Source organism: Afipia sp. GW822-FHT03D08, assembly GCF_058801645.1.
Genome location: NZ_JBXANK010000001.1, coordinates 1,046,169 through 1,070,773, shown reverse-complemented (window position 1 = coordinate 1,070,773; position 24,605 = coordinate 1,046,169). Strand labels below are relative to the sequence as shown.

Annotated in this window: 25 protein-coding genes; 8 read left to right on the top strand and 17 right to left on the bottom strand. The window is 62.2% G+C overall.

Annotated elements, in window-relative coordinates; translation table 11 throughout:
- The first annotated feature begins 515 nt into the window (after nt 1-515).
- Together AC1RM7_RS05225 and AC1RM7_RS05220 are read left to right on the top strand one after the other, a co-directional pair.
- Nucleotides 516-1,253 carry an AzlC family ABC transporter permease gene (locus AC1RM7_RS05225; RefSeq protein WP_024921491.1) on the top strand — a complete coding sequence of 246 codons (738 nt, stop codon included), beginning with the start codon at nt 516-518 and terminating at the stop codon, nt 1,251-1,253.
- Nucleotides 1,250-1,594, top strand: a complete 345-nt coding sequence (locus AC1RM7_RS05220) for an AzlD domain-containing protein (protein ID WP_024921490.1) — start codon at nt 1,250-1,252, stop codon at nt 1,592-1,594. The genes AC1RM7_RS05225 and AC1RM7_RS05220 overlap by 4 nt, the downstream gene beginning before the upstream one ends.
- A 13-nt stretch (nt 1,595-1,607) precedes the next feature.
- On the opposite strand, the gene AC1RM7_RS05215 is transcribed toward AC1RM7_RS05220, so the two are convergent.
- The 5 genes from AC1RM7_RS05215 to AC1RM7_RS05195 form a co-directional block, all read right to left on the bottom strand.
- Entirely contained in the window at nt 1,608-2,033 is a 426-nt protein-coding gene (locus AC1RM7_RS05215; protein ID WP_024921489.1) for an HIT family protein, read from the bottom strand.
- 80 nt (nt 2,034-2,113) lie between these two features.
- The gene (locus AC1RM7_RS05210; RefSeq protein WP_024921488.1) at nt 2,114-3,214 is read right to left on the bottom strand and encodes an FUSC family protein; all 1,101 of its coding nucleotides are present in this window, start codon (nt 3,212-3,214) and stop codon (nt 2,114-2,116) included.
- Nucleotides 3,215-3,293: 79 nt separating this feature from the next.
- Nucleotides 3,294-4,466: a GNAT family N-acetyltransferase gene (locus AC1RM7_RS05205; protein ID WP_024921487.1), complete on the bottom strand. Its 1,173-nt coding sequence runs from the start codon at nt 4,464-4,466 to the stop codon at nt 3,294-3,296.
- Nucleotides 4,467-4,580: 114 nt separating this feature from the next.
- Nucleotides 4,581-5,336 carry a glycerophosphodiester phosphodiesterase gene (locus AC1RM7_RS05200; RefSeq protein WP_024921486.1) on the bottom strand — a complete coding sequence of 252 codons (756 nt, stop codon included), beginning with the start codon at nt 5,334-5,336 and terminating at the stop codon, nt 4,581-4,583.
- 61 nt (nt 5,337-5,397) lie between these two features.
- A complete protein-coding gene (locus AC1RM7_RS05195; RefSeq protein WP_006020936.1) occupies nt 5,398-5,865 on the bottom strand; it encodes a RidA family protein in 468 nt (155 codons plus the stop codon).
- A 221-nt stretch (nt 5,866-6,086) separates the two neighbouring features.
- Here AC1RM7_RS05195 and AC1RM7_RS05190 point away from each other — a divergent pair, with 221 nt between their 5' ends.
- Nucleotides 6,087-6,944 carry a cell envelope integrity EipB family protein gene (locus AC1RM7_RS05190; RefSeq protein ID WP_024921485.1) on the top strand — a complete coding sequence of 286 codons (858 nt, stop codon included), beginning with the start codon at nt 6,087-6,089 and terminating at the stop codon, nt 6,942-6,944.
- Between the two features lie 9 nt (nt 6,945-6,953).
- Here AC1RM7_RS05190 and AC1RM7_RS05185 read toward each other — a convergent pair whose 3' ends face one another.
- A complete protein-coding gene (locus tag AC1RM7_RS05185) occupies nt 6,954-8,240 on the bottom strand; it encodes a DNA polymerase IV (protein WP_034460968.1) in 1,287 nt (428 codons plus the stop codon).
- A 4-nt stretch (nt 8,241-8,244) separates the two neighbouring features.
- Nucleotides 8,245-8,529 carry a DUF3572 domain-containing protein gene (locus tag AC1RM7_RS05180; RefSeq protein WP_006020933.1) on the bottom strand — a complete coding sequence of 95 codons (285 nt, stop codon included), beginning with the start codon at nt 8,527-8,529 and terminating at the stop codon, nt 8,245-8,247.
- A gap of 126 nt (nt 8,530-8,655) precedes the next feature.
- On the opposite strand from AC1RM7_RS05180, the gene AC1RM7_RS05175 reads away from it, so the two are divergent.
- Together AC1RM7_RS05175 and AC1RM7_RS05170 are read left to right on the top strand one after the other, a co-directional pair.
- Complete coding sequence (locus AC1RM7_RS05175; protein WP_006020932.1) at nt 8,656-9,021, top strand: response regulator; 366 nt, start codon at nt 8,656-8,658, stop codon at nt 9,019-9,021.
- 18 nt (nt 9,022-9,039) lie between these two features.
- On the top strand, nt 9,040-10,413 hold the full coding sequence (locus AC1RM7_RS05170) for a PleD family two-component system response regulator (protein ID WP_006020931.1): 1,374 nt from the start codon (nt 9,040-9,042) through the stop codon (nt 10,411-10,413).
- Here AC1RM7_RS05170 and AC1RM7_RS05165 read toward each other — a convergent pair.
- Nucleotides 10,410-11,135 (bottom strand): CBS domain-containing protein, encoded by a 726-nt coding sequence (locus tag AC1RM7_RS05165; protein ID WP_024921483.1) that lies wholly within the window; start codon nt 11,133-11,135, stop codon nt 10,410-10,412. The two genes, AC1RM7_RS05170 and AC1RM7_RS05165, sit on opposite strands and share 4 nt — an antisense overlap.
- 237 nt (nt 11,136-11,372) lie before the next feature.
- Here AC1RM7_RS05165 and AC1RM7_RS05160 point away from each other — a divergent pair, with 237 nt between their 5' ends.
- Complete coding sequence (locus AC1RM7_RS05160; protein WP_492943884.1) at nt 11,373-12,179, top strand: universal stress protein; 807 nt, start codon at nt 11,373-11,375, stop codon at nt 12,177-12,179.
- Nucleotides 12,180-12,259: 80 nt separating this feature from the next.
- Here AC1RM7_RS05160 and rpmG read toward each other — a convergent pair whose 3' ends face one another.
- From rpmG to topA, 7 genes are all read right to left on the bottom strand, one after another.
- Nucleotides 12,260-12,427 (bottom strand): 50S ribosomal protein L33, encoded by a 168-nt coding sequence (gene rpmG, locus AC1RM7_RS05155; protein ID WP_002712167.1) that lies wholly within the window; start codon nt 12,425-12,427, stop codon nt 12,260-12,262.
- Nucleotides 12,428-12,600: 173 nt separating this feature from the next.
- Nucleotides 12,601-13,950 (bottom strand): LLM class flavin-dependent oxidoreductase, encoded by a 1,350-nt coding sequence (locus AC1RM7_RS05150; protein ID WP_024921481.1) that lies wholly within the window; start codon nt 13,948-13,950, stop codon nt 12,601-12,603.
- Nucleotides 13,951-14,109: 159 nt separating this feature from the next.
- Nucleotides 14,110-14,880: a UCP034077 family protein gene (locus tag AC1RM7_RS05145; RefSeq protein WP_492838735.1), complete on the bottom strand. Its 771-nt coding sequence runs from the start codon at nt 14,878-14,880 to the stop codon at nt 14,110-14,112.
- A 315-nt stretch (nt 14,881-15,195) separates the two neighbouring features.
- Entirely contained in the window at nt 15,196-15,930 is a 735-nt protein-coding gene (locus AC1RM7_RS05140) for an NUDIX hydrolase (RefSeq protein WP_006020925.1), read from the bottom strand.
- Nucleotides 15,927-16,394 (bottom strand): DUF983 domain-containing protein, encoded by a 468-nt coding sequence (locus tag AC1RM7_RS05135; RefSeq protein ID WP_024921479.1) that lies wholly within the window; start codon nt 16,392-16,394, stop codon nt 15,927-15,929. Before AC1RM7_RS05135 ends, AC1RM7_RS05140 begins: the two co-directional genes overlap by 4 nt.
- A gap of 50 nt (nt 16,395-16,444) precedes the next feature.
- The gene (gene rnr, locus AC1RM7_RS05130) at nt 16,445-18,772 is read right to left on the bottom strand and encodes a ribonuclease R (protein WP_024921478.1); all 2,328 of its coding nucleotides are present in this window, start codon (nt 18,770-18,772) and stop codon (nt 16,445-16,447) included.
- Nucleotides 18,772-21,543 carry a type I DNA topoisomerase gene (topA, locus tag AC1RM7_RS05125; protein ID WP_024921477.1) on the bottom strand — a complete coding sequence of 924 codons (2,772 nt, stop codon included), beginning with the start codon at nt 21,541-21,543 and terminating at the stop codon, nt 18,772-18,774. The genes rnr and topA overlap by 1 nt, the downstream gene beginning before the upstream one ends.
- 247 nt (nt 21,544-21,790) lie before the next feature.
- Between topA and AC1RM7_RS05120 the strand changes: the two genes are divergently transcribed.
- Nucleotides 21,791-22,009, top strand: coding sequence for a hypothetical protein (locus tag AC1RM7_RS05120; RefSeq protein WP_024921476.1), 219 nt, complete (start codon nt 21,791-21,793; stop codon nt 22,007-22,009).
- Here AC1RM7_RS05120 and AC1RM7_RS05115 read toward each other — a convergent pair.
- On the bottom strand, nt 22,006-22,455 hold the full coding sequence (locus tag AC1RM7_RS05115) for a winged helix-turn-helix transcriptional regulator (protein ID WP_492838731.1): 450 nt from the start codon (nt 22,453-22,455) through the stop codon (nt 22,006-22,008). The genes AC1RM7_RS05120 and AC1RM7_RS05115 overlap by 4 nt on opposite strands.
- A 114-nt stretch (nt 22,456-22,569) precedes the next feature.
- Here AC1RM7_RS05115 and AC1RM7_RS05110 point away from each other — a divergent pair, with 114 nt between their 5' ends.
- Nucleotides 22,570-23,343, top strand: coding sequence for an SDR family NAD(P)-dependent oxidoreductase (locus AC1RM7_RS05110; RefSeq protein WP_006020919.1), 774 nt, complete (start codon nt 22,570-22,572; stop codon nt 23,341-23,343).
- Here AC1RM7_RS05110 and dprA read toward each other — a convergent pair whose 3' ends face one another.
- Nucleotides 23,344-24,468, bottom strand: coding sequence for a DNA-processing protein DprA (gene dprA / locus AC1RM7_RS05105; protein WP_024921474.1), 1,125 nt, complete (start codon nt 24,466-24,468; stop codon nt 23,344-23,346).
- Nucleotides 24,469-24,605 lie beyond the last annotated feature (137 nt).

Below are 24,605 nucleotides of genomic sequence, written 5' to 3'. Positions count from 1 at the left end.
AGCGCTGAACGCGGCCGAAAATTCCAGGAATCTCTTGTGACGGTTAACGTCGCGACCAGATCGCAAGCGTAAGAAACTCAATATTTGCAGGCATAATTTCAATTCATGCGCTGAACTTTATGCTCAACGAAATGCTAACGCGATGCTGACGATTTTCGCTTAAGTTTTGCGAAACCGTTTTCCAATCATCTGATCGGGGGCAGCGAAAGCGTTTCGCCGCAGTCTGTGAGGAGGCCGTCGTGCTGACGTTCGGGATTATCGGAATAGCATTTGCAACCTTGTGTGTTCTCGGTTCGCTGTCGTCATCCGCGCGCGAGCCTTCGATCTGATTTTGGATCTGATTTTGACGCCGCTGTTTGCGTTGAATGTTCTCGGCGCGCACCGATAGCGATGCGCGCCCCCGCAAGCTGTGCAATTGAGCGGTACGGCTCCGCGAAATTAGCGCCCCCGGTCCCTTGACGGCGGGGCGTTTCAACCGCGTGATGAATCCAACGATTCACCCGGTATTCCGCCCCTTGGCACTTCCCGCCCTCGATTCCCCGAAATGGCTAAGCACGCCCATCGCATTCGCGCTCGGGGTCAAATCCGCGCTGTCCTCGATTCTGGCGCTCGTGCTGTTCGGGACCTTCATCGGGGTCGGCGCATTCGCCCATGATACCGGCTTTACGCTGGGCTGGGCGCTGGCCAGCACAGTGCTGGTCTGGGCCGGACCTGCGCAAATCATCCTGATGTCCACATCCCATGGCGGGGCGACGCTGCTGGAGTCGGCGCTGGCGGTGACCATCAGCGCGATCCGCCTGCTGCCGATGGTGGTTTCGGTGCTGCCGATGTTGCGGACGCCGCAGACCAAGATGCGCCAGCTTGCGCTGCCGGCACACCTCGTGGCGGTGACGGTCTGGGTCGAGAGCTTTCGCCTGCTGCCGCATGTCCCGCGCGAGCGGCGGATCGCATTCCTGAACGGACTTGGCTTCGCGCTGGTGTTCCTGAGCAGTGTGGCCACGCTGATCGGCTACGGACTTGCCGCGAGCTTGCCGCCGCTGCTCGCCGCCGGAATCCTCGCGCTCACGCCGCTGACATTCCTGCTGTCCACGGCGCGCAACGCGCACAAGCTGGTGGACAAGCTGGCGCTGGCACTCGGGCTTGCGCTCTATCCGCTGGTGCAACTGCTGCAAACCGGCGTCGACATCATGATCTGCGGTCTGACCGCCGGCACGATTGCCTATGGCGTTCATCGGATCCGGAGGCGCGCATGAGGGGACTGTTCGGCGATGGACAGGCGATTGCGCTGCTGCTGTTCGCGGGCTTCCTCTCGAACGAGGTCTGGCGCGTGCTCGGTCTCGTGATCGGCGGCGGGATCGATGAGAGTTCCGAGTTCCTGGTCTGGGTGAGGGCAGTCGCCGCTGCAATTCTTGCAGGCGTCATCGCGCAGATTCTGATTTCACCACCCGGCGCGCTCGCGACCGTACCGGACGTGGTGCGCTATGGCGCTGTTGCCGTCGGCTTTGCGGTCTTCATTGTTACGCGCAGATCGGTGTTCGCCGGCGTAATCGCCGGTGAGGTCGTCGTGCTCGCGGGCAAGTGGTGGCTCGGCTGAACCGCTCTGCGGTTCAGCCGTTCAGCGCTGCGATCAGCCGCGTGGCGTGATCTTCCAGCACCTTGACGTCTTCCTTGCGGCTAGCCGGCGGCAACAGCGCGACGCCCTCAACCCGTGGCATGACATGGACGTGCAGGTGATAGACGACCTGGCCCGCTGCCGGCTCGCTGAACTGTTGCAAGGTGATCCCGGCAGCATTGAAGGCTTTCATGCCGGCGACCGCAATTTTCTTCGCCGTGCGGGCGACATGCGCGAAGCTATCGGGCGAGATGTCGAGAATGTTCCGGGCCGGAGCCTTTGGGATCACCAGCGTATGTCCGGGGCATCGCGGCATGATGTCCAGGAAGGCGAAGGTGTGTTCGTCTTCATAGACCTTGTGACAGGGAATTTCGCCGCGCAGGATTTTCGCGAAAATATTGTTGGTGTCGTAAGCGGTCATGGTTCATCCCGGAAAAGAGGCGCGTCACATTCGCCGCCCAGCGCCGCGCGGTCAAGCGGGGTTGCCTCAAGGATGGCATGTCAGGAATTCGCCGTGGGCTCCGGTATTCCAGTGGCAATCTCGTCGATCCTGTCGGCGAGATCGGCCAGATCGCGATGAAGACCGTCCAGCGTGTAGGCGAGGCCGAAAGTACGCCCGACCGCATTGAAATCCAGCGCGCGCATGACACCGGACTGCCGCAGGCCGCTGAACGTTTCCGTGAAAGCAAAATGCGCGGCGGACAGGTCTTCGCGTGAAACCACGGTGACGGCGTTGAGGGCGATCGCGCATCGCTGCGTCAATTCGGCTTCGGCGCGCAGCAGGTTTGCGGCTGCAGGCGCCAGCGTTGAGGCGATCGTGGCTGGAAGGGGTTCGCGGAGCACGTTGCCGATAGCGACGAGATCGTTGCGCACGCGCCAGAGCGTTCGCGGGATCGCGGAGGGAATGCGATGATCGGCAAGACGAGAGGCGCGCTCCCTGTCGGCATCTTTCAGCGCCTGCTCGACGGTGGTCAGCGCCTGCCTCAGGGCCGCGTGTTCGAGCGAGGGAGCCAGCGCCTCGCCGCGATCGAGCGCCTCCGCTTCCGCGAGCAGGAGCTTTCGCATGCGTGCCAGCACGGTGACCGAGCGGGCCACGACGACGGTATGGGAGCGAGCGGGAAATATCAGAACCATTGCCAGCACGCCGATCACGCCGCCCAATCCGATCTCGACAATGCGATCGAGAACGAACTGCTCGACCGGCGCGCCGGCCGGTTCGGTTAGCAGCATGATGGCGGCGGTGACCGGCGCCACCCGCAACTGAGGGCGGACCGCTGCGCCCCATACAGTGATGCACGTGACAAGGACGAGGGCGACGCCAATGCCGAGCGATGTGTTCGAATGAAATGCCGCTGCCAGTCCGCCGAAGACTGCTCCTGCCAGGGTGCCGATCATGCGCTCCGTGGCCGCGCCGAGCGTCCCGCCGATCGACCCTTGCATGACAATGATGACGGTGAACACCGCCCAGTACCCCTGCGGCAGGCCGAGAGTCTTGTAGGCCGCATAAGCCGCACCCACGGCAATGGTGACACGAACGGTCTGGCGCAGCTCGGAGGCGCGGCGCGTCAGGAATTCGCGGGTCCGGTCAGCGATTGAACTCAAGGCATTTCCCGCAGCGGTGTTGTGGTCGGCAAGTGAGGCTCAGGTTAAGCGGCTTGCGCGGCGGCCACAACGCCGGCGCTCAGTCGTCACCGTTGGCCTTGCGGAACGGACCGGCCTCGGTGAGTTCGCGCACGGCCTGCTGCACGTAGCTTCGCTCGTGCTTGAGATAGTCGCGGATCGCCCGGCGCAGCGCGGGATCGGCGATGTAGTGCGCGGAGTAGGTGGTCTGGGGCAGGTAGCCGCGGGCGATCTTGTGCTCACCCTGTGCGCCGGCCTCGACGCGCTTCAGGCCGCGCCGGATCGCGAAGTCGATGGCTTGATAATAGCAGACCTCGAAATGCAGAAAGGGATGGTGCTCGACCGCGCCCCAGTGGCGGCCGAACAGCGTGTCGGAGCCGATGAAGTTGATCGCACCGGCGATCCATTTGCCGTCGCGCTTTGCCATCACCAGAAGCACGTCTTTCGCCATGGTCTCGCCGATCATGGTGTAGAACGCGCGGGTGAGATAGGGCCGTCCCCACTTGCGCGAGCCGGTCTCCATGTAAAATTCGAAGAATGCGTCCCAGACGTCGGGCGTGATGCCGTCGCCGGTCAGGGCATGAATGGTGATGCCGTTGGCGAGCGCGCCGCGTCGCTCGCGGCGGATCGCCTTGCGGTGACGCGACGCCAGCGTGGCGAGGAAATCCTCGAACGTGCCGTAGCCTTCATTGCGCCAATGGAATTGCTGGTCGGTGCGTTGCAGGAAGCCATGTTCGGCGAGGAGCGTCCATTCGTCTTCGCGGGCGAAGGTGACATGCACCGATGAGGCGTGCGTGGCGCCGCACAGGGCGATCAGGCCGCTGGCCAGCGTCTCGCGGATACGCGCGGCATCCGGGCCGTTGCCCACGAGCAGGCGAGGGCCAGTTGCCGGGGTGAACGGAACGGTGGCCTGCAATTTCGGATAGTAGCTTCCGCCCGCGCGCGCATAGGCATCAGCCCAGCCGTGGTCGAACACGTATTCGCCTTGCGAGTGATTTTTCAGATAACCGGGCACGATGCCGACGGCTTGCCCATTCATCCTCGCCACCAGATGGCGCGCGGCCCAGCCGGTGCGCGCGATGGCAGAGCCTGACTCTTCCAAAGCAGCAAAAAAGGCGTGCGTCACAAACGGATTGTAGCTGCCATCTGCATTGGCACACGCATTCCACTCGTCGGCCGTGACCTGGCCGACTGAGGAGACCGCTTCAAGGGTGATCTCGCAGGGATCCGTCAAAGGGAAGGGGTACCGTGGCCGTGAGAAAACCGAAACCGTTCAGCATTATAGATCGGTTCTTGCGCGGATGACTTCAAGTATCTGGCATCGGATGGCTGGTATCGCGCTTTAGGCTTACTCCGGGATGAAACCCTCGAAAGTCATCTGATCGGCATATCGGGCGCTGCGTGCGCGCTGTTCCTGGGTCCGCACAGTCCATGTGATCAGCGCGCAGCCAAAGATGTTGCGTGCGATCCAGGGCGCAGGCGACGGCAAATCGTCGACCCGGTAGCTGACGAAATGCGGCTGCGTGCGGAACGCGTGGCGCAAGCCTGTCATCTCACGGGTTTTCTCAGGCGGCAGCCGCGTCCACTCGCCCTCGGTGTAGTGCCATTCGGCCACGATGCCGCGCGGCAGACCGGGCATCAGGTCGCGCAGCGCCATCACCTGATCGGGATCGAACGACATCGCGGCGACCGGTCCGCTGTACGACGTCAGCACTTCGGCCATTCGCCTCACCAGCGTCCGGCTGCCGTCGAAACGGCTTTTCACCTCGAGCACCAGCGGGACGCGTCCGGCGACGCGCGCGCAGAGATCGCCCAGCGTCATCATCCGTTCTGCGGTGTGTTTGAAGCCGACCTGCTTGAGCTGCGCCGCGGTCAGCGACAGCAGTTCGCCGGTGCCTTGGGTGAGCCGGCCCAGCGCGTAATCATGGTGGACCATCGCCTCATTGTCGGCGGTGGGTTGAAGATCAACCTCGATCGCAAAGTTGGCGGCGATCGCTGCGTCGATCGCCGACGGCATGTTCTCGACGATGCCGCGCGCGCGGTCATGCAGCCCGCGATGGGCGATTGGCCGTGCCGTGAGCCAGCCGGGCGCGCGCGCAGCCATCAGTTTGATTTCTTGAGCATGATCTTGTCCGAAAACCGGTTCCCACTTTTCGGGATCATGCTCAGGCGACCTCGAAGATGCCTTCGACTTCGACCGCGGCGTCCGAGGGCAGGGCGGCCACGCCGACCGTGGTGCGCGCATGGCGGCCCTTGTCGCCGAATATTGCCACCATCAGATCCGACGCGCCGTTGAGCACCTTCGGCCCTTCGAGGAAATCCGGTGTCGCGTTGACGAAACCGCTAAGGCGCACAACACGGGCAACCTTGTCGAGATCGCCGAGCGCCATCTTGACCTGCGCCAGCAGGTTGATCGCACAGCCGCGTGCGGCGGCGGCGCCTTGCTCGGTGGTCACGCCGGCGCCGAGTTTGCCTTTGGCGATCAGCTTGCCTTCCGGGGTGTTGCAGACCTGGCCCGATACGAACAGCAGATTCCCGGTGCGAACAAAGCCGACATAATTCGCGATGGGAGGGTTGGGCTGATGCAGCACGATACCCAACTCGTTCAACTTCTGCTCGACCGTTCCCGCCATGTCAGTCCCCGATGTTTTATCTGAGTATTTGCCCGGAGTGAGGTCCGGCGTTCATGCCGATGTGTCGGGCGCGCCATATTTCGCCCATCGTGCAGTCACATGCAAGCGCGCAAGGCTTGCGATTTTTGCCGGATATTCGGGGCAATTTTGCGTTTTTGCCCCGGTTGCGGCGCAATGCTGCGGCTATTATTCTTCGATTCTCATTACCTTAAGGAGACGCCATGCGTCGCGCGCGCCGGATTTCGGGTTGTGGATTGGTTGCCCTGTCTGCTGTGTTTCTGGCATCGGCTGCGGGCGGAGCACGAGCCGCCCCCAGCGTTGCGTTTCTCGCGCATCAGGCGGTCTACGACCTGAGCCTGAAAACATCGCGCGGCAATGCCAGTGTCAGCAACGCGCGCGGCCGCATCCTGTACAACTTCGCCGGCAGTGCCTGCGAAGGCTACACCACTGAATTCCGGCAGGTGTCGCAGCTCGATACCGGTGAGAACAAAACCACCGTGAGCGATCTGCGCTCGACGAGCTGGGAAGACGGCGAGGGCAAGAGCTACCGCTTCAAGATCGAGACCCGCATGAACGATGCCGATACGACATCGATCGACGGTATGGCGGAGCGCGACGGCAAGACAATCAAGGTCAAGCTGAAGAAGCCCAAGGCGAAGACGTTCACCATTGAGGGCGCGGTGTTTCCGACGGAGCAGGTCAGGCTGATCATCGAGGCCGCGCGCGAAGGCAAGTCGCTGCTCGAACTCGTGGTCTATGACGGATCGGACGACGGCGAGAAGGTTTACAACACGCTTACCGTCATCGGGCAGCCGATTCCCGGGACGAAGGCGCCGGTAAAGCCGGATGCCGCCAGCACCAACGAGAAGTTCAAATCCCAGACCCGGTGGCCGGTCACCGTGAGCTACTACGACCGTGCAACGAAATCGAATTCCGGTGAGCAGACGCCGGCCTATGCGATGTCGTTCGAGCTCTACGAAGACGGCGTGTCGCGGGCGCTCTCGCTCGATTACAACGATTTCGTCATTGCGGGCGCCATGGACAAGATCGACATCAAGGAAACCAAGCCCTGTAAATAGGGCGGGCCGTCATTCGGCTTTCGCCGGTCCATCATAGGCAATGCCGCGGATCAGGGCGGCGTTGCCGAATTTTTTTCGGACATTGTCCATCGCGCGCTCCGCATGAGCGGATCGCCGGTCCAGCAAATCCTGACCGTCGGCTTCCGCGCCCGGCTTCAGGGCGCTGACGCCGGCGCCGATCAGCCGGAATGCGGTGCCGTCGATCTCGCGGCTGAGCATTTCGCGCACCGTCGCGAAAATTCTGGTGGCAAGCTGTGTCGGCACCTGAAGCGATTGGGAGCGGGTGCGCTGCCGGAAGTCGGCGGTTTTCAGTTTCAGGGTGATGGTCGAGCCGGAGAGGTCGCCGCTCTTGAGGCGTGACGACACCTTTTCGCACAGCCGCCACAGGATCTTTTCCAGCGTCGCGAAGTCCCGCACGTCGGTTTCCAGCGTCGTCTCGTTGGAAATCGTCTTGGCGCCGCGATCCGCGACGACCTTGCGCTCATCTATGCCGCGCGCCAGCCGCCACAGCCGCCGTCCCTCAGGACCGAACTGCTTCATCAGATCGGTTTCGTCTGCGCGCTGCAAATCCTTGATGAGACGGAACCCGCGCTGAGAGAGTTTTTCCTGCGAGGCGGGACCGACGCCATAGATAAAGCCGACAGGCCGGTCGGCCAGCATCTCGCGCGCTTCCTCCTGATCCAGTGCAGCGAAGCCGCGCGGCTTGTCGAGATCGGATGCGATCTTGGCCAGAAACTTGTTCACCGACAGGCCGACCGACACGGTGATGCCGATGTCCCGCTCGACCTGAGTGGCAAACCGCGCAAGCACCTTGGCGGGAATCATGCCGTGCACGAGTTCCGTGCCGCTGAGATCGAGGAAGGCCTCATCGATGGAGAGCGGCTCGACCAGCGGCGTCAGCGCCGTCATCGCGTGGCGAACCTCGCGGCCGACGCGGACATACTTCGCCATGTCGGGACGCACGACAACCGCCGAGGGACAGAGATCAAGCGCCTTGAACATCGGCATCGCCGAGCGCACGCCATAAGTGCGCGCGATATAACAGGCGGCGGACACGACGCCGCGCTTGCCGCCGCCGATGATGACGGGTTTGTCGGCGATGTCCGGATTGTCGCGTTTCTCGACGGTTGCATAGAACGCATCACAATCGATATGCGCGAGGGTCAGCGTCCTGAGGGCACGATGCCGGACCATGCGGGGCGAGCCGCATTCAGCGCAGCGCATCGCCTTTGCCGCCGCGTCCGACAGGCAGTCGCGGCAGAAACCCGGCGAATCGGCTGGCGGACGGCCGCTCACTGAATCATTCCCAACGTGGTTCCAGCACCTCGCGCGCATTGGCGACGGCCTGCGGTGTCAGTTGCGAGGCGTCGGCGAAGGCCTTCACGGTCGCGTCATCGCGCACGATGAAATCGAGCACGCCCGCGAGGAACTTCGGGTCTGCGGCGGCCGTCCGGAGGGTTTGAGGGCCGATACCGCTCTCGGTCAGGAACAACCCTAGCCGTTCGGGATCGGACGCCAGGAAGGAGAGCGCCTGAATCGCAACGAATTCAGCGACTTCCTGAGGGTTTTTAGGGCCCTTTGTCATTGATCGTGTTTGCCTTTCCGTAACTTATCGTCTCTATTTTGAACCCATCATGCCCGAGTCATCACGGCGTGGCGAATTCAACGGTTTCAGCACGTACGGGCATTTTACGGGAATTGGAGGGCCAGGATGGCCAAAACCGTCCTGATCGTGGAAGACAACGAGCTCAATATGAAGCTCTTTCGCGATCTGCTTGAGGCCCATGGGTATCAGACAGTCGGCACGCGTAACGGGGTTGAAGCACTCGATCTCGCTCGCACATACCGGCCCGATCTCATCCTCATGGATATTCAGCTACCCGAAGTTTCCGGTCTCGACGTGACGCGCTGGATCAAGGCGGATGTCGACTTGCGTGCCATCCCCGTGGTCGCGGTAACGGCTTTTGCCATGAAAGGCGATGAAGAACGTATTCGCGAAGGCGGGTGCGAAGCGTATTTGTCCAAACCGATCTCGGTTGGGAAGTTTATTGAGACGGTTCGACGGTTTGTCGGCTAGGAAAGTTTGGAGAATTCGATGTCCGCGCGCGTTCTGGTCGTTGACGACGTTCTCGCCAACGTAAAGCTGCTCGAGGCGCGTCTGTCCGCGGAATATTTCGACGTGGTGACGGCGAATTGCGGGACACAGGCGCTTGAGATCTGCGAGCGCGCGGAATGCGACATCGTGCTGCTCGATGTCATGATGCCGGACATCGACGGTTTCGAGGTCTGCCGCCGCCTGAAATCGAATCCGAAGACCCATTTCATCCCGGTCATCATGGTGACCGCACTCGACAGTCCATCCGACCGCGTGCGCGGGCTCGATGCCGGCGCCGACGATTTCCTCACCAAGCCGGTGTCCGATGTCGTGATGATCGCCCGCGTGCGGTCACTGACCCGGCTGAAGATGATGACCGACGAACTGCGCATGCGCGCGATCACGTCGCTCGAGATTGGCGTCAATGCGCCGGAGCGCGACGCGGTTGCCGATACAGGTAAGGGCGGGCGCATTCTGCTGGTGGACGACCGGCCGTCGTCTTACGAGCGGCTGGCTCCGGTGCTGGCCACCGAGCACAGCGTCGACGTCGAACCGAATCCCGCCGAAGCGGTGTTTCATGCCGCCGATGGCAATTACGATCTGCTGATCGTGTCGCTCGGGCTTGAGAATTTCGATGGCCTGCGGCTTTGCAGCCAGGCGCGGTCGCTGGAGCGCACGCGCAGCGTACCGATCCTCGCCATTGCCGATGCCGACAACAACGCGCGGTTGCTGCGGGGGCTGGAGATCGGCGTCAACGATTACCTGCTGCGCCCGGTGGACAAGAACGAACTGTTGGCGCGGGCGCGCACCCAGATTCGCAAGCGCCGCTATACCGATCACCTGCGCGACAACGTGCAGAACTCGATCGAAATGGCGATCACCGATCCGCTGACCGGGCTGCATAACCGCCGCTATATGGAAAGCCATCTCGCCACATTGGCGGAGCAGGCGGCGATGCGGGCCAAGCCGTTGGCGCTGATGATGCTCGACATCGATTACTTCAAGTCGATCAACGACACTTACGGCCACGATGCCGGCGACGACGTGCTGCGCGAATTCGCGGTGCGTATCCGCAAGTCGATCCGCGGGATCGATCTGGCCTGCCGTTACGGCGGTGAGGAATTCGTGATCGTGATGCCGGAAACCGACCTGCATGTGGCAGGAATGGTTGCCGAGCGCCTTCGCCGCTCCATCGCTGGCGAGCCCTTTACGATCGAGAAGGGCGTCAAGCGCATCGAGGTGACCATTTCGATCGGCATCTCGACGCTCGAAACCAAGGGCGAGGCGATCAGCGCCGTCCTCAAACGCGCCGATCAGGCGCTGTACCGCGCCAAGCACGACGGCCGGAACCGCGTAGTGGCTGCGGCGGCTTAACTCGCTTTCGTTCTTTCTTCTTTCGGCTCGAAATATGCGCCGGATAAGGGGTCAACCCAGCACAGGTGATCGTGCACCTGCTTGACGCCCGCGACATTCTCGGCGGCTACGATGATGGCTTGCCGCGTGCGCTCGTCCGTGATGACGCCGCAGATGTCGACCACACCGTTGCGGACAAACACCTCCAGCCCGGATGGGCCCCAGTCATGACGCCCGATCTCTTTGAGAATGCGGGTGTGGATGTGTGAATCGTCCGCAGTGGGGTCGGGGACATCGCGAGCGAGGCCTGCGACAGCCCGGACGAAGTTCTGGCGGCTGATGATTCCAGTGAGCTTGTTGTTGCTGTTCATCACGGGAACGCGCTTGATGCGATACCTTTCCATGATGGCTACGACATCGGAGAGCGGAGTGTCTTCAGTCACGGTTTGCACGTCGCGCGTCATGATCTCATCAACGCGGCGTCCGGCGGTCTGGACATAGTCCGCGGCCTGACGTCCCGGACCAAGGATAAAATCAAGCCAGCGTGGCCGGCTGCGCTGCGTACCGATTTCACGCCGGCGCAACAGGTCGCGCTCGGTGACAATACCGACCAGTGCGCCCTTCAGGTCAACGACAGGAAGGCCGCTCAGATGGTTGTCGAGCATAAGCCGAGCGGCATCAGTGATCGAGTCACCCGGGGCAACCTTGATGACTTTACGGGTCATGATGTGATGGGCTTTCATGAAATCACCTTTGCACGCGGGAATGGGCGTTCACTCGTTAAGTGTTATCGCTTCTCCTTCAATCACCTTGATGCACATCAAATGGCGGAGGTTCTCCCGCTGCTTTGAGCCATATCAAGCCAGAAGGTTCCGGCTCCGGCTAAGTTGAGCCCCAAGGAGATTGCCATGGCCACCAGGGACTTCTTGCTTCCGCTTGTCAGCTATCCGAAGCCGACGACAAAGGCTGCAATCGAGACGGTGTTTCAACTGAGCGAAAGTCTTTTATCGGCAGGAGCCCGCAACGGGAATCATTCGACCATCTCGCAACGCGTTTCTGCGGTGGTGTACGAGATCGAAATCGAGACGGGCCTTTACTTCGAAGGCGCCCATATGGGGGAGTTTCTCGAACGGGAGGCAAGAAAGAGCGCAGCGAATGCACAGCAGCTCGTCCATAGTTTCGAGGAGGTCGCCGCGCATCACAATGTGATGCACCGCTGTCGCCTTGAGCGCAGGGCGCCCTATGACATGACACGGAATCTGGTGGAGTTGGCGCGGCTGCACCACGTGACTGTTCAGCCGCTCAGGAAGGATACCGAAGACCAGTTTGATCTCGCCGAGCAGCTCATCTTCGAATCAGGCCGTCCGGTTCTGATCTTTCCGGAAGAGCCGCTGCGGCCGCTGGCGACCGCTATCCAGACTGTTGCCGTGGCGTGGGATGGCAGCCGTCAGGCTGCACGAGCCGTCGGCGATGCGTTGCCGTTTCTCCGGCGCGCACGAACGGTGAGGGCATTCACTGCGACTGACGACAAGCCACTGTCGTCTGCTCAAGGGCAGCAATTCGTCGAGTACCTGGCAGGATTCGGAATTGAAGCGGTCCATGAGGACGTCAAGAAAACCGATCAGCATTCAATCGGCAGTTTCCTGGAAGCCTATGTCGCCTCCCGTGGTGTCGATCTTCTGGTGATGGGCGCTTACGGCCACTCGAGGTTGCGCGAGTTCATTCTGGGCGGAGCCACGCGCTCAATTCTGGCCAACCCGCCGTGCTGGGTCCTGCTGTCCCACTGACCGGTAGCGACCGACGGGAGGGGATAAAACGCAAAACGGGGCCGCGAGGCCCCGTTTTCGTACATAAGCAATTGAAATAATTACTTGATCTTGGCTTCGCGGAACTCGACGTGCTTCTTCGCGACCGGATCGTACTTTTTCTTCACGAGCTTGTCGGTCATCGTGCGCGAGTTCTTCTTGGCGACGTAGTAAAAGCCGGTGTCCGCGCTGGAAACGAGCTTGACCTTGATGGTGACCGCTTTGGCCATGTTTCAGAACCTCGAATGTCAGGAATCACGAGCAGACCCGACAGATCGAGCTGCATTTGGGGCGCAACCTAGCTTCGAACGCCCCAAAGTCAAGGTTTTAGGCCGTATTATTCCGAAAAGCGGATACCCCGGATTTCGCCCGCGAAGGCCCCCGGTTCGATGGGCCTGAGAGGCTATTCAGCCGCTTTCACAGCCCCGGCAGGCTCGAAAAACCGGTTTTTGGGCCGCGGCAAGCCGAGATTTTCGCGCAGCGTACGGCCCTCGTAGTCCTTTCGGAAGATGCCCCGCCGCTGAAGTTCCGGAACCACCTTGTCGACGAAGTCGTCCAGCCCCTGCGGCAGGAACGGGAACATGATGTTGAAACCGTCGGAGGCGTTGGTCACCAGCCATTCTTCCATCTGATCGGCAATGGTGGCGGGCGTCCCGACAAACGACAGGCCGCCATAGCCGCCGACGCGCTGCGCGAGCTGCCGAACTGTCACGTTGTTCGTGGCCGCATACTCGACCAGCCGGTCGCGGCCGCTCTTGCTGGCGTTGGTGTCCGGGATCGGCGGAAGAGGGCCCTCGGGATCGAATTTCGATGCATCGGTGCCGAGGATGACGGAAAGCCCCGCGATAGCGCTGTCATAGTGGACGAGGCTGTCGAGCAGGTCGCGCTTCTTTTGCGCTTCCTCGAGGGTGTCGCCAACGACAACGAATGCGCCCGGCAAAATCTTCAGGTGGTCGCGGTCGCGTCCCAACGTGTCCATGCGGCTCTTGATATCTTCGTAGAGCGCCTGGGCCTGGGCAAGCGTGCCGCCGCCGGTGAACACCGCTTCGGCGGTTTCTGCCGCAAGCTGCTTGCCGGGTTCGGACGCGCCGGCCTGAACGATCACCGGCCAGCCTTGCACCGGCCGGCCAATGTTGAGCGGACCCTTGACCGAGAGAAACTGGCCCTTGTGATTCAGCGTGTGCATTTTCGCGGGATCGAAATAGATGCCGCTCTCGGCATCGCGCACGAAGGCGTCATCGGCGAAGGAATCCCACAGGCCTGTGACGACATCGAAGAATTCACGCGCACGCCTGTAGCGTTCACCGTGTTCGACATGCTCTTCAAGACCGAAATTCAGAGCGGTTTCCGGGTTGCCGGTGGTGACGACGTTCCAGCCGGCGCGGCCGCCGCTGATATGATCGAGCGAGGCGAAGCGGCGCGCGACATGATAGGGCTCGTCGTAAGTGGTCGAGGCGGTCGCAACCAGCCCGATGCGCTCTGTCACGCCGGCCAGCGCCGCCAGCAATGTGAACGGCTCGAACGATGTGACGGTGTGGCTGCGCTTGAGCGCGTTGATCGGCATATTCATCACCGCGAGATGATCGGCCATGAAGAAGGCGTCGAATTTGCCGTGTTCAAGCTTTTGAATGAAACGCTTCAGATGCGAGAGATTGAAGTTGGCGTCGGGGAAACTGCCGGGATAGCGCCATGCGGCCGTATGAATGCTGACCGGGCGCATGAAAGCGCCGAGGCGCAACTGGCGTGGGCTCATCGGACTCTTCCCCTGACGATTTTGAGGCGGCACTTAAAAAGTGTCGCTTGGCGATACAAAAGGATCAGAGATTGTATGGGGTGGCGCGATGCGTCTCGCCACGGAAGATTATTGTTTTTTGAGTTAAGCGCGAGGGCGTTTCTTCTCGGTGGGCTGGGGTTACCCGCCCTTGAAGTCTTTCGGCGAGAAGCGGAGATCCAGCATGCGCCACTGGTCGTAGCGATCTGCCGGAAGCATGGCGTAGGGCTGACACCTGTCCAGTGCATCCATTGCGCTGCGCATCAGGGCCGGGCCTTTTTCAGATGCGCTGGCTTCGATCAGCAGCGGCTCCGCTGCGAGTCGTCCGTCGCGCTGAAATGCAACGCGCAAAATGATCGAGACGTTGTCGGCCGGGGATATCGATCGCGGCAGGACGGAGCATGATTTCAGATGCGCGCGCAGTGCCGCGGCGTCCTCGCTGGAGATGTTCGCCTTTGCCGTCGCCTTGGCATCGAAGTCGCCGGCTGCGCCGGCGTCCGGAAGAGTGAACATCATGCCGAACTTGCTGGTGATATCCGGGGCGGCGGTCGGCACTTCCTGCTGCTGCGCCGGAGGCGGCGTTTGAGGCTGCGCCTGTTGTTGAGACTGAGGCTGCTCCGCGGGTTTGGGCGGTTCGGCAGGCTGCTGCTGCTGCTGGAGCGCGGCCTGCCGCGAATCCTGTTTCGCATTTGAAGCGGGAGTGGGGGCCGTTTTGGAGGGCTGTTCCGGGGCGGGTTGCGAAGAGTCCCGTTCAGCCTGCTTTTCCGCAGCCTGCTCATTGGATTTTTCGTCAAACTTGGGAAAATCGTAATCGGGCTCTTTGGGAAGCGGCGGCGCCTCCTCGGGCGTGACGATATCGACGGTGATGGCCTCCGCAGTCGTCGGCTCGAACGGATGCACGCCCGCCAGCAAAAGCCAGGCTGTCAGGGCCGCAACATGTGCGGCGACCGATATGGCGGCGCCGGTACGCATACAACGGTGGTTCGCTTATCCCCCGGCGGGCGTTCCGCCGTCAGACGCCAACATATCAGCTCGCACGCGGGCATGAAACCACCACCCGTAGGTCAGGTTTCGCTCAGCACGTGAAGCAGAACGGGGCGTCCGCGAAGGCCAGACAATGTGAGCGGGGTGTCGGAGTTGAGCCACTCCGAGACCGACAGTTCCGGCGCAACGGCGGTTGTCATGATAGCCTCAGGCCTCCGCGCGCTGCGGAGAACCCGCGCGCGATCAAATGACGTCCCGCTGCATCTTTCCGCCGTAGAAGTGGAAGAACGGCACCTCGGCGGCATGGGAGAGCGGCCCCAGTGCAAGGCGCTTGTCCAGTTCGCGCAGCACCATCTTCGTCATCTGGTGAAGATCCGCGAGGGACAGTGATCCGAGTTCGACCCACACCAGTTCGACAAGTTCGGCATCGGCATGGACGACGCCTTCAACCCGGTGCGCGATCGACGATGCATCGGCGGTGAAAAATCGGGTGTCGAACCGCCGGACGCGGCCGGGCGGAGTGATCGCGCGGGCGATGAGGAACAGTCCTGACGGATCGGGCAGCAAGCCGGCCTCGGCGAACGGTTTCCATTCGCCGGTCAGTTTCGCCGCCGCGCCATTCATGCGCGCCACTTTACGTCCCAGACAAAGACCGGTTTCTTCACAGGCCTCGCGAATGGCGGCCACCGCCAGCGCGCGGGCGCGGGCAGGGGCGATCTTCGGACTGCCGCCGATGAGTTTCTTCTCAAGTCCCTTGGGGATTTCCGCGGCCACCGGAATCTTGTTGTCGGTGGCATCGACCCGGCCGCCGGGAAACACGAATTTTCCCGGCATGAAAATGACTTTGTCATGCCGCTTGCCGACGAGGACCTTGGGCACGCTTCCGCTGCGGTCGACGAGGATCAGTGTCGCGGCATCTTTCGGGCGGCGGTAAGGATGACTGTCGTCTTCCTTATCTTCCTTCTCGGGCTCGCTCATTTCACCACGGTTAGCTTGGCAATCGTACCTTCTTCGACGTCCGCGGGGCGGCTCTCATCGAAGCCGTGCATGCGGAACGCCCATTGCAATCCGACCACAGCGCCCTTCACGGGTTGCAGCAACACGAGCGACATGATGAGAGTGACCGGCAGATAGACCGAAAGCTGAAGGGCGATGGATGGTGCATAGTCGGTCTCGATCCACAGCGCGATCGGCACAATGATATGGCCGACGATCACGATGACGAGGTAAGCCGGAAGATCGTCGGCGCGGTGTCCGCTGAAATCCTGTCCGCACACCGAGCAGTTGTCGGCGACTTTCAGGAAGGCGCGGAAGACCTTGCCTTCGCCGCAGTTCGGGCAGCGGCAGCGCAGCCCGCGCGCCATCGCCTGCCAAACATCGCGCTTCGGCAGCGGCTGCGAGGCTGACGTCCACGTCTCGGCGGGCATAGTTCGGCTTTCCATGTTCAGCTCCTTTGAAAGGCGTGAGTGGTCCGATCTAGCATTCGTATCCACTAGCCTTCTTTCTTCGACTTGCGCGTTTTGCGGGAAGGTTTGCGCAATTTCTTTCCGTTCTTGCTGTTGCGCCCTGGCCGTGCCTTGCCGCCGGTATTGGGCGGTCTGGCGCGGTTGTCGCGCATACGGCCGCCACGGGGAGCGGTTCGTCCTTCGGACAACAGTTCGAACCGCAGCGCGCCAGCCACAGGCGCAGCTTCTACCAGACGAACCTGCACCACGTCACCCAATCGATGCATGGCACCGCTGCGCGATCCGATCAGGGCATGGCGGGTCTCGTCATAGTTGTAATACTCGCTTCCCAGGGTGCGCACGGGAATCAGGCCGTCCGCGCCGGTATCGGCCAGTTTGACGAACAGTCCTGCGCGGGTGACGCCCGAGATTCGCCCCTCGAATGTCGCGCCGATGCGGTCGGCGAGGAAATGCGCGATCAGCCGGTCGGCGGTTTCGCGTTCGGCCTTCATCGCCCGGCGCTCGGTGAGCGAAATGGCCGCAGCGACTTCGCTAAGCGTTTCAAACGTCTCGGTTTCGGGAAGGGCGCCTTCGCCGAGCCCGAGCGCGCGGATCAGCGCGCGATGCACGATCAGATCGGCGTATCGGCGTATCGGCGATGTGAAATGAGCGTAACGCCGCAGATTGAGGCCGAAGTGGCCGTAATTGTCCGCTGAGTACTCCGCTTGCGCCTGCGAGCGCAGGACCACCTCATTCACCAGCGGCTCCGCGTCGCGTCCCTTCACCTGCGCAAGAATGCGGTTGAAGACGGCGGGGCGCAGCGCGCCGGTGGCAGAGAACGGCATTTCCAGCGTCTTGAGAAACTCACGGAGGTTGTGGACCTTCTCGACCGTCGGTTCGTCGTGCACGCGGTAGATCAGCGGCAGCGTTTTCTTTTCAAGCGTTTCCGCAGCGGCGACGTTGGCGAGGATCATGAACTCCTCGATCAGCCGGTGCGCATCGAGCCGTTCCGGCGTTGCCACGCGGTCGACCGTGCCGTCGGCTTTCAGCAGAATCTTGCGCTCGGGAAGGTCGAGGTCGAGCGGATCGCGCTCGTCGCGGGCGCGCTTCACCAGCGCATAGGCCGTCCAGAGCGGCTTGAGGATCGGATCGAGCAGGGGACCGGTGGTGTCGTCGGGGCGACCGTCGATGGCAGCCTGCGCCTGCGCGTAGTTCAGTTTTGCCGCCGAGCGCATCAGCACGCGATGGAAAGTGTGCGAGCGCTTGCGGCCATCCTTGTCGATCACCATGCGGACGGCGAGCGCGCCGCGCGGCTCGCCTGGCTTCAACGAGCACAGATCATTGGAGATGCGCTCGGGGAGCATCGGCACGACGCGGTCCGGGAAGTAGACCGAGTTGCCGCGCTTGAGCGCCTCGCGGTCGAGCGGCGATTGCGGCCGCACATAGAACGCGACATCGGCGATGGCGACATTGACGATGTAGCCGCCCTTGTTGTTCGGATCGGCGTCCGGTTCGGCATGAACCGCGTCGTCGTGGTCCTTCGCGTCCGGCGGATCGATTGTAACAAGCGGAACATCGCGCCAGTCCTCACGGCCCGCGAGCGTCGCAGGTTTCGCGGCCTCGGATTCGCGGACGACGTCGGCAGGAAATTCCTGCGGGATGTCATGCGCGTGGATCGCAATCAGACTTACCGCTTTTTCGGTCTTGAGCGAGCCGAGGCGTTCCTTCACCCGGCCGGACGGCAGTCCGTAGCCGCGCGAGCGCATCAGTTCGACGCTGATCAGGTCGCCATCCTCCGCGCCGCCGGAATCCTTGGCGGCGATGGCGAGATCGCGTCCGGCCTGTTTCTTGTCGACCGGGATCATCCGGCCGTCGCCGTTCGGCATCTCGCGGTAAATTCCGAGGACGCGGTGCTGCGTTTTGTCGAGGAGCTTGATGACGCGGCCGCTGTAGGTCTCATGCTTGTTGCGCGGTTTTTCCACGCGCAGCAGCACGCGGTCGCCGACACCCGCGACGGTGCCAGGTTTCGGCTTTCGCGGAACATGGATCGTAATGGCCGGTGCCGGACCATCGACCTCGGCAAACCATTCGGCGGGGGCAGCGAGCAGCTCGCCGTCGCTGTCGCGGCCTGTGATATCGGCGACGAGGGTGGGTGGGAGTGATTTGGGTTCACGGACCTTTCGGCCCTCTGTCGCGATCGCGCCTTCCTCGGCGAGATCGCGCAATGCGCGCCGCAACTCGGCGCGCGATTCATTCTTCAATCCAAAATGCCTTGCTATGTCGCGCGTCCGGGCCTCGCCCGGATGCGCCTTGACGAACGCGACGATGCTCTCTCTGTCGGGAAAGGCAGTCGTCGCGTCGCTTTTCTTTTTCATTATCCGCGTGCTTTACCGGCGCTCTTCTTTTCAGCGACCTTCGTGACCTTAGCTGCGGCGACCTTCGATGCCTTCGCCTTGGCCGCCTCTGTCAGCGACACAGGCTCCGCTGCTTCCTTCTTCGGCGTAGCCTTTTTCGCTGCGGCTTTCTTGGTCGCGGGTTTCTTCGCAGGTGCCTCGGATTCGGCTGCGCCATTCGCGGCGGCGGCCTTTGCGGGCTTCTTCTTCGCGGCCTTCTTGGCGGCGCGCTTCGGCTTGCCGCCGGTCTTTGCCGCACGTTCCTCGATCAGCGCGATGGCTTCCTCGATGGTCAGCTTCTCCGGCTCGATGCTGTCGGGGATAGTCGCATTGATGCCGTCGATAGTGACGTAGGCGCCGTAGCGGCCCTTCTTGAGCATGATCTTGCCGCCGCGCGCGGGGTAGTCGCCGATCTCCTTGCCGGGATCAGCGCCAAACCGGCGGCTCGGACCCTTGGCGATCTTTTCGGCGATCAGCGTCACCGCACGGTTGAGGCCGACGGTATACACCTCGTCGCCAGCTTCGAGGCTTGCGTAGGTTTTGCCATGGCGCACGAACGGACCAAAGCGCCCGATGCCGGCTGTGATGATTTCGCCATCTTCCGGATGCGGTCCGATATCGCGCGGCAGCGAGAGCAGCTTCAGCGCAAGCTCGAGTTCGACATCGGCAGGCGACATGTTCTTCGGAATGCCCGCACGCTTCGGCTTCTCGTCCTCGCCATAGTCCTTGGGCTCGCCGAGCTGGATGTAGGGGCCAAAGCGCCCAGCCTTGACTGCAACTTCGAGGCCCGACACCGGATCCTTACCGAGCGGGCGATCGCTCGATCCGCTCGATGCGGCGAGGGGGCGCGTGTAACGACACTCGGGATAATTCGAGCAACCGACAAAGGCGCCGAACTTGCCGGCCTTGAGATTGAGTTTGCCGGTGCCGCAGCTCGGGCACTGGCGCGGGTCGCCGCCGTCGGCGCGCGGCTCGTAGATGTGTTCGCCGAGCATGGCGTCGAGCACGTCGAGCACTTCGGTGACTCGGACGTCCTTGATCTCGTTGACCGCGCCGATGAAGTCCTTCCAGAAATCCGTCAGCACCTGCTTCCAGGAAATCTCGTTGTTCGAGATCAGGTCGAGTTTTTCCTCGAGGTCGGCGGTGAAATCGAACTCGACGTAGCGCGCGAAATAGTTCTCGAGGAACGCCACCACGACGCGGCCCTTATCCTCGCCGTGCAGACGCTTCTTCTCGAGCTTCACATAGCCGCGATCCTTCAGCACCTGAATGATCGAGGCATAGGTGGAAGGACGGCCGATGCCGAGTTCTTCCATGCGCTTCACGAGCGAGGCTTCCGAGAAGCGCGGCGGCGGTTCGGTGAAGTGCTGGCTGACGTTGAGCCCCTCACGCTTGAGCGCTTCGCCCTCATTGATGACGGGCAGGCGCTTTGAGTCCTCGTCTTCCGGATCGTCGTCGCGGCCTTCCTGATACACAGCGAGGAAGCCGTCGAACTTGACGACCTGACCGGTGGCGCGCAATTCGAGCACGCGCGCACCGACCTTGCCGGTGATGTCCACCGTGGTGCGTTCCATCTCGGCGGATTCCATCTGGCTTGCGACGGTGCGCATCCAGATCAGCTCATAGAGCCGGGCCTGATCGTTATCGAGTCTGGATTTCAGCGATGAAGGACGGCGCGACAGATCGGTCGGGCGGATGGCTTCGTGGGCTTCCTGCGCGTTCTTCGCCTTTGAGGTGTACTGGCGCGGCGAGTCCGGCACATAGGCTTTGCCGTAGTCTTCACCGATCACCTTGCGTGCCTGCGTGATCGCTGAAGGGTCGATCTGCACGCCGTCGGTACGCATATAAGTAATGAGACCGGTGGTCTCGCCGCCGATATCGATACCTTCATAAAGGCGCTGCGCGATGCGCATGGTGTGCGCGGGCGCGAAGCCGAGCTTGCGGCTGGCTTCCTGCTGCAGGGTCGATGTCGTAAACGGGGACTGCGGATTGCGCCGTGCGGGCTTGGCCTCGACCGTTGTGACGTTGAAGTTCGCAGCTTCAAGCGCTTTCTTGAAATCTTCGGCTTCCGCGCCGCTGCCAATGTCGAGGCGCTGAATCTTCTTGCCGTCGGCGCCGACAAGGCGCGCCTCGAAGGATTCGCCACGCGGGGTCGCCAATGTCGCAAGCAGCGACCAGTACTCGCGCGGGACGAACTTCTCGATTTCGAGTTCGCGGTCGCAGACCAGCCGCAACGCGACGGACTGCACGCGGCCGGCGGAGCGTGCGCCGGGCAGCTTGCGCCAGAGAACGGGGGAGAGGGTAAAGCCGACGAGATAATCGAGCGCGCGGCGCGCCAGATACGCATCGACCAGTGCGCCGTCGATCTGGCGCGGATTCTTCATGGCCTCGGTGACGGCCTGTTTGGTGATTGCGTTGAAGACGACGCGCTCGATCTTCTGATCCTTGAGCGCGCGCTTCTGCTTCATGATCTCCAGGACGTGCCAGGAGATCGCTTCGCCCTCGCGATCAGGGTCGGTTGCGAGGATCAGCTTGTGGGCACCCTTGAGCGCCTTGGCGATATCGTTGAGACGGCCGGCGGCTTTGGGGTCGGTTTCCCAGATCATCTGGAAGTCGGCCTCCGGATCGACCGATCCATTCTTGGCCGGAAGGTCGCGGACGTGACCGTACGAGGCCAAAACCTCGTAGGAGGGGCCCAAATACTTGTTGATCGTCTTGGCCTTGGCAGGCGACTCGACAATGACGAGATTCATTTGATTCCAATAACTTAACGGGGGTACGCGGGCCGGAATCGCAAGATTCCATCAGGCTAGCTTGGCCGATACATGGGTAAAAGGGGGTCCGCTGTCAAATGGGGATCCGGTGATGGGGCCGGAACCGGAGCCGAATTTCGCGCATAAGTTGTAGTTTATGGGTACTTGTGATTGTGCATCTTATGCGTGTATTGTTATAGAATACTCTTAAATTGATCGATTCTCGCGTTGGAAGGGGTCGGTGCGGATGGCCGCTCGCGACAGTCGCAGCGATTTCGTGCAGGCCGATTCCGTCGCCAGAGATGGCGGTCCGGCCGAGGCGGCGAGCTTCATTTCAGGGGCGGTCGCGGAGTTGGTCCAGCTCTCGCGCCGGCACCGCCTCGATATGCTGGCGCACCTGCTCGACATGGCGCAACTCGAAGCGGATGACATTGTCCGCCGGCAACTGACCGGCGGTAAATTCTAGGTGGCCGCGGGAGCAATGACCTTGGTGTCCGCCTGATCGATCGGGCGGCCGTCATGGGCCAGGATCTGAAGCTTGCTGAGCGGCAATCCGTCCTGCTTGTCGACCATTGAGCTGCAACTTTCGCCCGGTTTAACGGCATATTCCTCACCCCACTGGCGCATTGCGACCAGCACCGGAAACAGCGCACGGGCCTTCGTCGTCGGCACATAGTCCTGATACGCGCTGCCGTCAGAAGCGGGCTTCACCTCAAGAATGCCCTGCGCCACGAGCGTCCTCAGCCGCACCGCCAGAATGTTCTTCGCCACACCGAGATTCTTCTGAAACTGGCTGAAGCGCCGTGCTCCCATCAGCGCGTCACGAACGATCAGCAGCGACCACCAGTCGCCGATGGCGTCGAGCGTCCGCGCGATAGGGCATACATCGCCCTCAAGACTCTTTCGTTTCACAGCTTGACCTCCGATCACGCAATTGTGGTTGCATTATAGAACCAGAAGCGCTAGTCAGCAAGAGTAGTTTTATTATGAAACCAGAAACCAAGCTGATCAAAACAGGAGCGTTCCATGAGGCTTAAGGGAAAAACGGCATTTATCACGGGCGGCAACAGCGGAATCGGTCTGGCGACCGCAAAGCTGTTCGTGGCCGAAGGGGCGCGTGTGGTGATCACCGGCCGCGATCAGGCCAGACTCGATGCTGCGGTGAAGGAACTCGGGCCAAACGGGTTCGGCGTTAAAGCCGATGCCACGGATGTTGCACAACTCGAAGGCGCGGTCGCGCAGGCGGTGAAGAAATTCGGCAAGCTGGACATCGTGTTTGCCAATGCGGGCATCGCGGGCAACACGCCGGTTGGCGGCACCACGCTCGCGGCGTTTGAGAATGTCATCAAGACCAATCTCACGGCCGTGTTCTTCACGGTGCAGGCGGCCGTGGCACACCTGAACGACAACGGCTCGATTATTCTCAACGGTTCGGTCATCTCGGTTCTCGGCAATCCGGGCTATTCGGCCTATGCCGCGACCAAGGCCGGCGTACGCGCGATGGCGCGCGTGATGGCGTCCGAACTTTCGCCCCGCGGCATCCGTGTCAACGTGGTTTCGCCAGGTGCCACGCGCACGCCGATCTGGGGGCCTGGCATCGCGACGCCTGAAGCCGAGAAGATGCTCGAAAAGCGTATCTCCGCCAGCACGCCGCTCGGACGGATGGGCGAGGTCGACCACATCTCGAAGACCGTTCTGTTCCTCGCGTCCGACGACGCCGCGCATGTACAGGGCCAGGAAATCTTCATCGACGGCGGTTCGACCGCATCGCCCGCCGGCGCGCCGATCTATCGCGGGTAATCATAAAAGCGAGACCATTCCGCCGCCGTGGCGTTCCAGCTTTCCTGCCAGCTCAAGCTCGAGCAGGATGGTTCGGACCACGGCGGGGGAAACATCGCTCATGCGGATAAGATCGTCGATACCGATGGGCGAGGGACCGAGCAGGTTGAGAATCCGCGCGCGGTCACTGGCGGCGGGCTCGTCATCCACCGGTCGGCCGTCTTCCGGCTCGCTCATCGGCAATTCGACCGGACGCCCCATGATCGGCTGAACCGCGTTGATCACGTCGGCAGCTTCCGTCACCAGCGTCGCGCCCTGTTTGATCAGATCGTTGGTTCCTGCCGCGCGCGGATCAAGCGGTGAGCCCGGCACGGCGAACACCTCGCGGCCCTGTTCATTGGCGAAGCGCGCGGTGATCAGCGAGCCCGAGCGATGCGCAGCCTCCACAATAATGACTCCAAGCGAGACACCCGAGATTAGCCGGTTGCGGCGGGGGAAATCGCGCGCGCGTGGCCCATGGCCGAGCGGCATTTCGGAAATCGCGCCGCTGCCTGACGCGATAATTGCCGCCAGCAAATCTTCGTGCTCCGCCGGATAGATCTTGTCATGTCCGCCGGCCAGCACCGCGACTGTGCCGGTATCGAGCGTGACGCGATGCGCGGCCTGATCGATGCCGCGTGCCAGACCGGAGGCGATCGCAAAGCCGGCATTGCCGAGATCTCGCGCGATGGTTTGCGCGAACTTCAGTCCCGCGCCGGACGCGTTGCGCGAGCCGACGATGCCGATCATCGGCTGGGTCTGGACATTCAAAACGCCGCGTACGCCGAGCAGGGGCGGGGAGTCGTCGATCAGGGCGAGGCGCGGCGGGTAGCCGTACTCCCCTGGAGCGAGCAAGGTCACGCCGATCCGACGGCTGTTTTCGATCTCGCGCTCGGCCTCAGCCTGCGTGCAGATGCGGCCCGCCTTGGCGGCGCCGCCGCGCTGGGCCAGATCGGGCAGGCGATCGAGCGCGGCGCGTGCACTGCCGAAATGATTGACGAGCGAGCGAAATGTGCGTGGTCCGACATTGTCGGAACGGATCAGCCGCAGCCAGTCGATGCGCTGCGCGTCGGTCAGTCTGGTCGTGGCTGAAGTCCTGATGTCCACGCGGCCCCCCCGTGGACCGGAGTGTCGCGCAACTTGGCTGGCCGGACAATCCCGACTTGCGTGTTCGAGCGGATCAACCGCGACAAACGGGCAATCTTTTGAGGATTGCGGCCAGATCGCATAAGCCTTACCGATGC